Origin of the sequence: Xanthomonas sp. MUS 060 (assembly GCF_000963215.1) — a bacterium.
Taxonomy (GTDB): domain Bacteria; phylum Pseudomonadota; class Gammaproteobacteria; order Xanthomonadales; family Xanthomonadaceae; genus Xanthomonas_A.
Genome location: NZ_JZIM01000002.1, coordinates 226,585 through 239,243, shown reverse-complemented (window position 1 = coordinate 239,243; position 12,659 = coordinate 226,585). Strand labels below are relative to the sequence as shown.

General features: G+C 66.1%; 9 protein-coding genes. 8 read left to right on the top strand and 1 reads right to left on the bottom strand.

Translation table 11 applies throughout. The features are described 5' to 3' along the window. Positions 1-131 precede the first annotated feature (131 nt). The 6 genes from pqqB (at position 132) to XANALMUS060_RS04135 (ending at position 5,606) form a co-directional block, all read left to right on the top strand. Positions 132-1,031, top strand: a complete 900-nt coding sequence (gene pqqB, locus XANALMUS060_RS04160) for a pyrroloquinoline quinone biosynthesis protein PqqB (RefSeq protein WP_045737268.1) — start codon at positions 132-134, stop codon at positions 1,029-1,031. Positions 1,032-1,058: 27 nt separating this feature from the next. Next, the gene (gene pqqC, locus XANALMUS060_RS04155) at positions 1,059-1,808 is read left to right on the top strand and encodes a pyrroloquinoline-quinone synthase PqqC (RefSeq protein WP_045737267.1); all 750 of its coding nucleotides are present in this window, start codon (positions 1,059-1,061) and stop codon (positions 1,806-1,808) included. Further along, entirely contained in the window at positions 1,805-2,083 is a 279-nt protein-coding gene (gene pqqD, locus XANALMUS060_RS04150) for a pyrroloquinoline quinone biosynthesis peptide chaperone PqqD (protein ID WP_045737266.1), read from the top strand. The genes pqqC and pqqD overlap by 4 nt, the downstream gene beginning before the upstream one ends. Then, positions 2,080-3,204, top strand: a complete 1,125-nt coding sequence (pqqE, locus tag XANALMUS060_RS04145; protein WP_045737265.1) for a pyrroloquinoline quinone biosynthesis protein PqqE — start codon at positions 2,080-2,082, stop codon at positions 3,202-3,204. The genes pqqD and pqqE overlap by 4 nt, the downstream gene beginning before the upstream one ends. A 99-nt stretch (positions 3,205-3,303) precedes the next feature. After that, positions 3,304-3,816 (top strand): hypothetical protein, encoded by a 513-nt coding sequence (locus XANALMUS060_RS04140; protein WP_045737264.1) that lies wholly within the window; start codon positions 3,304-3,306, stop codon positions 3,814-3,816. Between the two features lie 11 nt (positions 3,817-3,827). Continuing rightward, positions 3,828-5,606, top strand: a complete 1,779-nt coding sequence (locus tag XANALMUS060_RS04135; protein WP_045737263.1) for a chloride channel protein — start codon at positions 3,828-3,830, stop codon at positions 5,604-5,606. 169 nt (positions 5,607-5,775) lie between these two features. On the opposite strand, the gene hrpA is transcribed toward XANALMUS060_RS04135, so the two are convergent. Beyond that, positions 5,776-9,903 carry an ATP-dependent RNA helicase HrpA gene (gene hrpA / locus XANALMUS060_RS04130; protein WP_045737373.1) on the bottom strand — a complete coding sequence of 1,376 codons (4,128 nt, stop codon included), beginning with the start codon at positions 9,901-9,903 and terminating at the stop codon, positions 5,776-5,778. Between the two features lie 93 nt (positions 9,904-9,996). Between hrpA and XANALMUS060_RS04125 the strand changes: the two genes are divergently transcribed. Continuing rightward, positions 9,997-10,560 carry a Dps family protein gene (locus tag XANALMUS060_RS04125; protein ID WP_045737262.1) on the top strand — a complete coding sequence of 188 codons (564 nt, stop codon included), beginning with the start codon at positions 9,997-9,999 and terminating at the stop codon, positions 10,558-10,560. 224 nt (positions 10,561-10,784) lie between these two features. After that, positions 10,785-12,593: a DNA helicase RecQ gene (recQ, locus tag XANALMUS060_RS04120; protein WP_045737261.1), complete on the top strand. Its 1,809-nt coding sequence runs from the start codon at positions 10,785-10,787 to the stop codon at positions 12,591-12,593. Positions 12,594-12,659 lie beyond the last annotated feature (66 nt).

Here is a 12,659-nt window from a genome sequence, read left to right as displayed (position 1 = left end):
ACAAGCCGGTGATTCGCGAGATCTGTGTCGGCGCGGAAATCAACTGCTACGCCTCCGGCGAGCTCTGAGCCCGCGCACCCTCCCTTCCCGACACCGAGCGCGACCGGCCAAGCGCCAGACACGGAGACCGGATGCACCTCATCGTATTGGGATCGGCGGCAGGTGGAGGGCATCCGCAATGGAACTGCCACACGCCGGCAAGTCAACGCGCGTGGCAGCAACATGCCGGTGCCCTACGCCGTACCCAGGCCAGCATCGCGGTCAGCACCGACCGTCAGCGCTGGCTGTTGATCAATGCTTCGCCCGATTTCCGCCAGCAAGTGCTGGCCACACCGGCGCTGTGGCCGCAGCGCGATCTGCGCCATTCGCCGATTGAGGCGGTCCTGCTGACCAGTGGCGAGATCGACCACATCGCGGGCTTGTTGTCGATGCGCGAAAGCCAGCGTTTCGACCTCTACGCCAGCGGACGCGTGCTGGATCTGCTCGCGCAGAATCCTGTGTTCGACGCACTGCATCCGGCCTACGTGCAACGCCACGCCTTCGCGTTGAACACGCCACTGTCATTACTGGGCCTGCAGGTGACGCCGTTCGCGGTGCCGGGCAAGGTTCCACTGTTCATGGAATGCCGCCACAACGGCGATCTAGCCGGTTCGGCAGAGGAAACCCTGGGCCTGACCATCGACGATGGCCGCCACCGCCTGCATTACATTCCCGGTTGCGCGAGGATGACCGACGCGCTGCGCGCACATCTGCGCGGCGCGGAACTGGTGTTCTTCGACGGCACCCTTTGGCGCGACGACGAACTTGTGCAACTCGGCGTCAGCGCCAAGACCGGCCAGCGCATGGGCCATCTGAGCATCGACGGCGAGGCTGGCACCTTGCGTGCGTTCGCCGACCTGGACGTGACGCGCAAGATCTTCATCCACATCAACACCACCAACCCGATCCTCGATGCCGGCTCGGCCGAGCGTGCCACGGTGGCCGCGCACGGTTGGGAAGTGGCCCACGATGGCATGGAGATCGCCCTATGACCATGCACTGTCTGGAAACGTAAATCCATGAGCACATTGCTGAGTCCCGACCAACTCGAGGCGGAGCTACGTGCAATCGGCGCGCGCCTGTACCACGACCAACACCCGTTCCACGCACTGCTGCACAGCGGGCGACTGGATCGCGGCCAGGTCCAGGCCTGGGCACTCAACCGCTACGAATACCAGCGCTGCATTCCACTCAAGGACGCAGCGATTCTGGCGCGGATGGACGACCCGGCGTTGCGGCGGATCTGGCGTCAGCGCATCGTCGACCACGACGGCAGTACCGAGGGCGAAGGCGGCATCGCCCGCTGGTTGTACCTGACCGATGCACTTGGCCTGGACCGCGATCTGGTCCAATCCGGACGCGCGCTGCTGCCCGGCACCCGCTTCGCCGTGCAAGCGTATCTGCATTTCGTGCGCGAAAAGAGCCTGCTGGAGGCCATCGCCTCCTCGCTGACCGAACTGTTCGCGCCGGGCATCATCGGTCGGCGCGTCGCCGGCATGCTGCAACACTACGATTTCGTCTCGCGCGAGGCGCTGGCGTACTTCGAGCATCGGCTGCACGAAGCGCCGCGCGATTCCGACTTCGCCCTGGACTACGTCAAGCGCAACGCCGATACGCCAGAGAAACAACACATGGTCAAGGAGGCGCTGCGCTTCAAGTGCGGCGTGCTGTGGTCGCAACTGGATGCCCTGCACTTGGCCTACGTGCAGCCCGGCATCGCCTGGCCGGACGCCTTCGCCCCGGCAGTGCGGACACAGGCGGTGGCATGAACACGGCAATGCCGAACAGCCAGCCACGGCTCGCCCCCGGAGTGCGCCTGCAGCACGACAAGATCCGTACGCAATGGGTGCTACTGGCACCGGAGCGGGTGATCGAGTTGGATGAGCTCGCCCATGCGATCGTGTCGCGCTGCGATGGCGAACGCCCGCTGGCGGCAATCGCCGCCGAACTGGCCGACGCGTTCGACGCCGACGCGGACGAAGTCGAGCGCGATGTGTGCGAACTGATCCAACAGTTGCACGACAAGCGTCTGCTGCGCCTATGAATGCCCGAGTGCCGCCGCCGCTGTCGATCCTGCTGGAGCTGACCCATCGCTGCCCACTGGCCTGCCCGTATTGCTCCAATCCAATCGCACTGGCGAGCCTGCGTGAGGAAATGGAGACCACCGGCTGGCGCTCGGCGCTGGAGCAGGCCGCCGCGATGGGCGTGCTGCAAGCACACTTCTCCGGCGGCGAACCGATGTTGCGCAAGGACCTGCCCGAATTGGTCGCGCATGCGCGCGCACTGGGCCTGTACAGTAACCTGATCACCTCCGGCGTGGCCGGCGGCGCGCCGATACTGACGCAGTTGGCCGAGGCCGGGCTGGAACACGTGCAACTGAGTATCCAGGACGCCGATGCCGCTGGTGCCGATCGCATCGCGGGCTATCGCGACAGCCTGGCGAAGAAGCGCGCGTTCGCCGGCGCGGTCCGCACACTCGGCCTGCCGCTGACGATCAATGCGGTGATCCACCGCCACAATGCCGAGCGAGTGCCGGCGATGATCGCCCTGGCGCTGGAACTGGATGCCGAACGCCTGGAAGTGGCGCACACCCAATACTACGGCTGGGGCCTGCGCAACCGCGCGGCGCTGCTGCCAAGCCGCGCGCAGATCGAGACCACCGTGGCCGTGGTGAATGCCGCGCGCGAACAGTTGCAAGATCGCCTGCACATCGATTTCGTCAGTCCCGACTATTACGCCCACCGACCCAAGGCGTGCATGGGCGGCTGGGGCCAACGCTTCGTCAACATTTCCCCGCGCGGCGACGTGCTGCCCTGTCACGCCGCCGAGACCCTGCCGGACATGGTGTTCGAGAACCTGCGCACGCGGCCGCTGGCGGCGATCTGGGAAGACGGCGAGGCGTTCGTGCGCTTCCGCGGCAGCGCCTGGATGCCGCGGGTGTGCCAGGACTGTCCGAAGCGCGAGATCGACTGGGGCGGCTGCCGTTGCCAGGCGCTGGCGCTGAGCGGCAACGCCGCCACCTTGGACCCGGTCTGCGAGCGCGCGCCAGAACATGCGCACCTGCAAGCATTGACGCAACGCGAAGCAAGCGCGCCAGCGCCGGCTTTCGTCTACCGGCGCCCGCCGCGCAGCACATCCGCCACCGCTACGCCCATCGGCGACTGAGCGCAGACCCAATCTCAACCAGGCCGCTATCGGCCGCGCTAGCGCCCGCATCATGACTTGCGAATACACTACGGCGCATTCCACCGCTGGATTTCCGCCATGTCCCTCGCGCGCCTCACTCCTCTGATCCTGTGCGCGGCGCTCGCCGTGTCCGCCGCCCCAGCGTGTGCTCAGCAACACGTCTCCGACGACCTGCAAACGCAGATGTCGCCGCAGGCGTTCAAGGCCGCCGGCCTGGACAAACTTTCGCCACAGGAATTGGCCGCACTGAACGCTTGGTTGCAAGGCAAGGTCGCCCAGGAAACCGCCGTTGCGCTAGAAAACGCCAAGGAAGAAGGCCGCCGCGACGTGATTTCCAACAATCGCGGTTTTTTCGATTTCGGCAGCAAAGACCCCATCGAAAGCACCCTGGTCGGCGAATTCACTGGCTTCGCCAAAGGGCGTCATTACCTACTGGCCAACGGGCAGGAGTGGGAGCAGACCGAACCGGCCAGCCTGCCCGGCGTGCGCCGCAGCGCGCCAAAGGTGAAAATCCTCCCGGGCATCATGGGCGTGTGGTATCTGCAAATCGATAGTTACAACACCCGCGCCAAAGTCCGCCGGATAAAATAGGAACGCGTACCGTGCACCTGCCCTCCGTGCCAGGCTTGGCTCACGCCTCGCACAGCCTGACCGATGCACTGCGTCGGCGGATACGCGCCAGCGACGTGTGGTTCATCGCACTCGCGCTGCTGGTCGGGCTGATCGCTGGCCTGCTGACCCTGCTACAGAGCAGCCTGGCCCACAGCGCGCAGGCATGGCTGTACGGCCTGGATGCCGATGCGCGGCTCAGTGCGGTGCCGGAACTGAGCACGAGCCAGTTGCTGGTGCTGCCGCTGGGCGGGCTGGTCGTCGGCCTGTTGGGGATGGCCGCGCGCGCGCGCAAACGTCAGTTGATCGACGCCGTGGAGGCCAACGCACTGTACGGCGGACGCATGTCGATGCGCGACAACCTGATCGTCTCCGCGCAAACACTGCTGTCCAACGGCTGTGGCGCATCGGTCGGCCTGGAAGCGGCATACACGCAGATGGGCGCCGGCTCCGGCTCGCACCTTGGCCGCATCCTGCGCCTGCGCCGCGCCGACATCCGTACCCTGGTCGGTGCCGGGGCCGGTGCGGCCATCGCCGCAGCATTCGGCGCACCGCTGGCAGGCGCGTTCTATGCGTTCGAGATCGTGATCGGCGCGTACTCCCCATCGGCGCTGGCGCCGGTGGCGGTGGCCTCGCTTGGCGCGGTATTCGTGGCCCAGGCCAGCGGAACACAGCCGTACCTGTTGCCAGCCTCGGCGGCAGCGGCGCTGGAGGCCAGCGACTATGCGCTCTATGCACTGTTGGGCGTGCTGTGCGCGCTGCTGGCGGTGGCGGTGATGCGCCTGATCGCCGCGATCGAGCAAACGATCAACCGTAGCCGGCTGCCGCGCTGGGCGCGGCCGATGGTCGGTGGCACGCTGCTGATCCCATTGGCGATGATCACCCCACAGGTGTTGTCGTCCGGCCATGGGGCCCTGCATTTGGATCTGACCAGCCCGACCTCGCTACGCTGGTTGGGCGTGCTGTTGCTGCTCAAATGTCTGGGATCGGGCATCTCGCTCGGTTTCGGTTTCCGTGGCGGCCTGTTCTTCGCCTCGCTGTTCATTGGATCGCTGATCGGCGGTTTGTACGCTGGGGTGTTGAACCTGGGCAGCGGCATGGCGCTGGTCGACGGTACCGCCGCCTCGCTGGCGGGCATGGCCGCCATGGCCGCTGCGGTGGTCGGCGCGCCGATGACGATGGCCATGCTGGTCCTGGAAGGGACGCATGATTTCGTCCTGGCCAGCGCGGTGATGGTCGCGGTTTTGGTCGCCAATACCATCGTGCGGCAAATCTTCGGTTACTCGTTCTCCACCTGGCGCCTGCACCTGCGCGGGGAGACGATCAAGAGCGCGCGCGACGTGGGCTGGGTGAAGCATTTGAACGCCGGACGCATGATGCGCAAGGACGTGCACCCGTTCGCCGCCACCACCACAGTGGCGCAGTTCCGCCGCCGCTTCCCGCTAGGATCGGTAACCCGGGTCATACTGGAGAACGAGGACGGCCACTACGCCGGACTGGTGACCCTGGCCGCCGTCTATGCCGACGGCGCGAACGCCGAGGCGGCGATCGTCGACTATGCCGGCAACCGCGACGTCGCCCTGCGCCTCGACACCGACGTGGTCACCGCGATGCGTCAGTTCGACCTGACCCAGAGCGACGAACTGGCGGTGGTCGACGAACAAGGCAAAGTGCTGGGCGTGCTGAGCGAAAGCTTCGTGCGCAAACGCTACGCCGAAGAACTGGACAAGCGCCAGCGCGAACTGATGGGCGAGCGGGTGGACGACGAGTAAGCGTCACTGACAAAGGCGACTGCCTCGCCGCCGGACGGAGGTGGACAGTACTCGGCGCCCCTCGCCGCGGTTCCTGCAGGCTGCCCGCCCCCGTCCGGCAGCGGCTGGCGAGGTTTTGTGAGCCACTCTAAGCACAGCCAACAAAAGCATGGCGCGGCAATCACCCGCCTCAGCGCAAGGCCGCCACGCGCTGCGCCAGCTTCTTGGCCGAAATACCGGACTTGGCGCCCAGCTCCTGCGCAAACACGGAGACCCGCAATTCTTCCAGATCCCAGCGCAGCGCCTGCCACTGCGGATCGTCACGCTGCCCCACTGCAACCGCTTCCGCCAGGGCATCGACGAAGGGCTTGAGTTCCAGCATCCGCGCCTGGTCGCGCGCCGGATCGCGCTTGGCACGTTCGGCGCGCAGCAGCATCGCACGCAGATAGCGTGGAAATTGCGCCAGCGCGTGAGCGGGCGTCTCGCGCAGGAACCCCGGTGGCATCAGTGCCGCCAGTTGCCCCCGCATGTCGTCCAGGTTGCCGCTGGCCCAGCCCATCAGCGGCGACTCCAACTGCGGTTTCAATTCCGCTGCCGCGCTCATGATCGCCTCGGCCAGCTTCAGCCGTTCCATCGCTTCGCCAAATAGCTGCTTGGCGACGGCGTCGCGACGCTGGGCGAACCTGTCGGCATCGCGAATCGTGTCCAGCCCCTGCTCCAACAGTGCGTTCAACGCCGCATCCACCAGATCCCCACGCAGCCGTTCCTGCGATTCGATGGCCGCGTACAGCAAGCCGGTCTTGGGCGACACCGGCAATTGCTTGCGCGCCTGTTTGAGCTTGTCGTTCAGGGCGATTTCCAGCAACCGCCGCACGCCGCGCGGGTGCATCGCCTCGGCCTGGGCGCGGTCGGCGAAAATACGCAAGGCCACGCTATCGCCCTCGTCCACCAGGGCCGGATAGGCCGGCACGCCAGCTTCGCCCGGCACCTGCGGCGGGATCGGCGCAAGCGGAAACTCGCGCAGCCCAGTCGCTGCCATTTCGCGACCGGCACGCGCCGCGAAGGCGCGACCGGCAAGGTCGCCGAAGCGCAGCCGCAACGCATCCAGATCGCGCGATTCAGCCAACACCTTGCCGGCCTCGTCGCGCAAGCGCAGATTCATGCGCAGATGCGGTTCCAGCGCGCTTTCGTCAAAGTCCAGGGGGCTCAGCGGCACGCCTGTCGCGCGCTGCAGAAACCGCGCCAGTTCACCGCGCAGGTCATCGGCACTGGGCTGCGCGAACGCCTCGTGGAAGGCCCGCGCAAAATCCGGTGCGGGAACATAATTGCGTCGCAGCGCCTTGGGCAAGCTGCGAATCAGCGCAGCGGCTTTGTCGGCGACGAAGCCCGGCGCCAGCCAGGATAGCCGTGCCGGGTCCAGCGCGTTGAGCAGATGCACCGGCACCTCCAACGTCACGCCATCGTCGGCAGCGCCCGGCTCGAAACGGTAATGCAGCGCCAACCGCGCATCGCCCAGGGCGAAATACTTGGGATAGCGGTCGGCTTCGCTGCCCTCACCCGGCAACAAATCGACCAAGGACCAGTGCAGCGCGCGCCGCTGTTCGGGCGACAACGCGCTCCACCAGGTATCCAGTCCCGTGGCGGAATGAATTTCGACCGGAATCCGGTCCAGATACCAACGCGCCTGCCAATCCTCGTCGGCCACGATGCCGGCACGCCGCAGCTTGGCTTCCTCTTCGTGCGCCTGCGCCAACACCTTTTGATTATCCACGACGAAACTTGCACGGGTATTGATCTCGCCCGGCACCAGTGCCTGACGCACGAACAACTCGTGCGCAGCCGACGGATCGATGCGGCCGTAGTGCACCGGCTTCTTCGGTGCCAGCACCAGCCCGAACAGGCTGATCTGCTCGGAGGCCAGCACCTGACCTTGCGCACGCGACCAGTGCGGATCGAAATGCTTGCGCGCCAGCAGGTGCGGCACCTCGGCGATGACCCAGTCCGGTTCGATCGCCGCATTGGTCAGGCCCCAAATCTTCTGCGTGTCGAGCAGAGTCGCCGGCAGCACCCAAGGCGGCGGTTTGCGCGCCAACGTCGAGCCGGGAAACAGCAGGAAACGCCGCTGCCGGGGCGCTAGAAAATCGCCTTTCTCGGTGCGGTGACCGACCTGGGTCGGCAGTCCGGCGAGCAATGCGCGATGCAGCGACTGGTAGGCTGCGGCGCGCACGCGCTCGCTGGCGCGCGGCGTCTCGGCATCTGCAATCGGTGCGGCCAGGCGGGCGTCGCTCAGCGTGGATGCGAGCGCCTGCGCCGCGCCGCGTCCCTCGCGCGCCAGCCGCGCGGCACGGTGCAGTTGTCCACGGCTCATGCGCGCGGCGGTTTCCGCATCGCGCGCCGGTGACGGCGCGGCAGCCGCGGCCAACAACGGTTGCAGCGACGCAGACGCCGCTTCCTCGCTCCAGCCCAGCTCGGCGCACAGCAGGTGCAACTGACGATGCAACTCGCGCCACTCGCGCATGCGCAGGAACCCGAGGAAATGCCGTGCGCACCAGTCGCGCAGTTTGGACTGGGTGAGTTCCTCGTGCGCTTGGCGGTAAGCCTCCCACAGACGCAGGATGCCGACGAACTCCGAACGCGCATCGGCGAATTTGGCATGCGCGTTGTCCGCCGCTTCGCGCGCTTCCGGCGGTCGCTCGCGCGGGTCCTGGATGCCCAGGAACGCGGCGATCACCAGCATCGGCCGCAGACAACCATGCTGCTGCGCGGCCACCAGCATCCGCGCCAGTTTCACGTCCACCGGCAACCGCGCCATCTTGCGGCCAATCTCGGTGAGCTTGCGCGCGCCGTGGCGGTCGGGTTCGCCGACCGCACCCAGTTCCACCAGTTGCTGCCAGCCGTCGGCGACGGCGCGTTCGTCCGGCGGCTCCAGGAACGGGAAATCTTCCATGCGCCCCAGCCCCAATTGCAGCATGCGCAGGATCACCCCGGCCAGGCTGGAACGGCGAATCTCCGGATCGGTGAACGCAGGCCGGGCCTGGAAATCGGTCTCGGCGTACAGGCGGTAGCAGATACCCTGGGCGATGCGTCCGCAACGGCCCTTGCGCTGGTTGGCGCTGGCTTGCGAGATTGGTTCGATGTGCAGCCGATCCAGCTTCTGTCGTGGACTATAGCGCTTGACCCGCGCATCGCCAGGATCGACCACGTAGCGGATCCGCGGCACGGTCAGCGAAGTCTCGGCCACGTTGGTGGTCAACACCAGGCGACGTCGTGAGCCGGGATTGAACACTCGGTCTTGATCGCTGGCCGACAGCCGCGCGTACAACGGCAATACCTCGGTTTCGCGATATTTGCGCCGTTCCAGCACCTGGTGCGCATCGCGAATCTCGCGTTCGCCGGGCAGAAATACCAGCACATCGCCGCGCGGGTCCAACCGAGTGATTTCGTCCAACGCCGCCACGATCGCCTCGTTGACCGTGCGCTCGCCGGCGTTATCGCCACTGCTATCGTCCTGGCCGCTTTCACCTTGCAGCGGCCGATAGCGCACCTCCACCGGATAGGTGCGGCCCTCCACGCTGATCACCGGCGCATCGTCGAAGTGCGTGGCGAAACGCGCGGTGTCGATCGTGGCGGAGGTGACGATGACTTTCAGTTCCGGGCGTTTGCGCAGCAATTGCTTCAGATAACCGAGCAGGAAATCGATATTGAGGCTGCGCTCGTGCGCCTCGTCGACGATGATCGTGTCGTAGTTGGACAGCCAGCGGTCGCTGGCGATCTCGGCCAGCAGGATGCCATCGGTCATGAACTTGATCCGGGTCTGCTCGCCGATCCGATCATTGAAGCGCACCTGGAAACCAACCATGTCACCCACCGGGGTGTGCAATTCCTCGGCCACCCGGGCGGCCACCGCGCGCGCGGCGATGCGCCGTGGCTGGGTGCAGCCGATCATGCCGGCGGCACCGCGACCGGCCAGAAGACACAACTTCGGCAACTGCGTGGTTTTGCCCGAGCCAGTCTCGCCAGCGATCACCACCACCTGATGCGCGCGGATCAACGCGACGATCCGCTCTGCCTCGCGCGCGATTGGCAATTGCGGATCCAGCACGATGGCCGGCTGCGCGGATGCCCGCGCAGCGCAGCGCGTGCGCGACACATCCAGCGCCTGTTCGAACGCGGTTTCCAGCGCGGCATTGCCAGGCGCGGCCTGCCAGCGCGACCATAGGCCGAGCAGGCGGCCACGGTCGCGGGTCAGCGCACCGTCGATCGCCGCACGGCGCTCGCGCAGGTGTGCGGCCAGAGGATGTTTTTCGATAGCGTTCATCAATCCGATGCCATTGAACGTTGAATCAGCGCACATGCTTTAGTCTGTCTATTGTGACGCCATCTCGTCCGTAACCCTCATAAGGATCCCACCATGGCCAAGCCCAAGACCCCCGACAAGATCAAGCACTCGACCAAGACCACGACAGGCCAACCGCTGGCAACCCTGGCGCCATCGGCGCCCAACATCGATATCGGGATCGGCGGCGGCGATCGCAAGAAGATCGCCGAGGGCCTGTCGCATTTCATGGCCGATGCCTTCACGCTGTACCTGAAGACCCACAACTTCCACTGGAATGTGACCGGGCCGATGTTCAATTCGCTGCACTTGATGTTCGAGACCCAGTACACCGAGCAGTGGGCGGCGCTGGACAACGTCGCCGAACGCATCCGTGCGCTGGGCTTCAACGCCCCGGGCTCGTACAAGGAGTACGCCGCGCTGACCTCGATCCCGGAAGAAGCAGGACTCAGCGACAGCGCCGACTGGCGCGAGATGGTGCGCCAACTGGTGGTCGGCAACGAAGCGGTATGCCGCACCGCGCGCAAGGCGCTCAAGACCGCCGACAACGCTGGCGACGACCCGTCGGTGGATATGCTGACGCAACGCCTGCAAACCCACGAAAAATACGCCTGGATGCTGCGCTCGCTGCTGCAATAAACCGCACACGGCCACGTCTGCCAGACAGGCGTGGCCGCGCAGGAATTCACCACGCTGCGTTCGCTTGACGCCGAGGTTGCCGGCGACCGTGGGGTGTTGCCGCTGCTGATCGCGACGGCGCTGACCCCGCAATGACTGACCCACGGCCGATCACTGCGACCCGACGACGCGACGCAGCGCCTGCATCCAACAGCCACGCTTGACCCACGCGGTATCCTAGACAGATGCCTTCCCCCGCCCACGCTTTGCTCAGCCGCGTTTTCGGCTACGACCAGTTTCGCGGCCTGCAACAGGACATCGTCGAACACGTCGCCGCCGGACACGATGCACTGGTGCTGATGCCCACTGGCGGTGGCAAGTCGCTGTGCTATCAGATCCCCTCGCTGCTGCGCGAGGGTACCGGCATCGTGGTCTCGCCGCTGATCGCGTTGATGCAGGATCAGGTCGAAGCGCTGCATCAGGTCGGCGTGCGCGCCGAATACCTCAACTCCACCCTGGACGCAGAGACCGCGCAACGCGTCGAGCGCGCCTTGCTGGCCGGCGAACTGGACCTGCTCTACGTCGCACCGGAACGACTGCTGACACCGCGCTTTTTATCGTTGATCGAACGCAGCCGCATCGCACTGTTCGCTATCGACGAGGCGCACTGCGTGTCGCAGTGGGGCCACGATTTTCGCCCGGAGTACCGCCAGCTCACCGTGCTGCACGAGCGCTGGCCGCACACCCCACGCATCGCCCTGACCGCCACCGCCGATCCGCCGACCCAGCGCGAAATCGCCGAACGTTTGGACCTGGCCCAGGCGCGCCACTTCGTCAGTTCCTTCGACCGCCCCAACATCCGCTACACCGTCGTGCAGAAGGACAACGCCCGCCGGCAATTGCTGGACTTCCTGCGCGGACACCGCGGCAGTGCCGGCATCGTCTACTGCCTGTCGCGGCGCAAGGTCGAGGAAACCGCCGATTTTCTGGTCCGCGAAGGACTCAATGCTCTGCCCTATCACGCCGGACTACCTGCCGAGATGCGCGCCGAACACCAGCGCCGCTTCCTGCGCGAAGACGGCATCGTGATGTGCGCCACCATCGCCTTCGGCATGGGCATCGACAAACCCGACGTGCGCTTCGTCGCCCACACCGATCTACCCAAATCGCTGGAAGGCTACTACCAGGAGACCGGCCGCGCCGGGCGCGACGGCGACGCCGCCGAAGCCTGGTTGTGCTATGGCCTGGGCGACGTGGTGCTGCTCAAGCAAATGATCGAACAGGGCGAAGCCGGCGAGGAGCGCAAACGCGTGGAGCGACGCAAGCTCGACCAACTGCTGGGCTACTGCGAATCGCTACAGTGCCGCCGCCAGGTGCTACTGGCCAGCTTCGGCGAGACCTACCCGCAACCCTGCGGCAATTGCGACAACTGCCTGCAACCGGCCGACGCCTGGGATGCCACCGTGGCCGTGCAGAAGGCGCTCAGTTGTGTGTACCGCAGCGGCCAGCGCTTCGGCGTGGGCCACTTGATCGACATCCTACGCGGCAACGCCAGCGACAAGATCAAGCAATTCGGCCACGAACGCCTCAGCACCTATGGGATCGGCAAGGACCTGGACGTGCGCGCCTGGCGTGGCGTGTTCCGTCAACTGGTCGCCACCGGCCTACTGGAAGTGGACAGCGACGCATACGGTGGCTTACGCCTCACCGACGCCAGCCGCCAGGTGCTCAAGGGCGAGCGCCAGATCATGATGCGCCGCGAACTGCCCAGCCGCAGCCGCGAGCGCGGCGACCGCAGCGGCAGCCCGCGCACCGGCCTGCCGGTGCAGCCACAGGACCTGGGCTTGTTCAACGCACTGCGCGACCTGCGCGCCGGCTTGGCCAAAGAACAGAACGTACCCGCCTTCGTCATCTTCCACGACAGCACCCTGCGCAACATCGCCGAGCAACGCCCGACCAGCCTGGATGCACTGGCGCGTGTCGGCGGAATCGGTGGCAGCAAACTGGCCCGCTACGGCCAGCAATTGATCGAGGTAGTACGTGCGCAAGGCTGAGTTCACCCCGCCAGACTTGCGAGCACGGCGGCTCATGCAACCTCCCCTGCGGCAGTGCAGACGAAC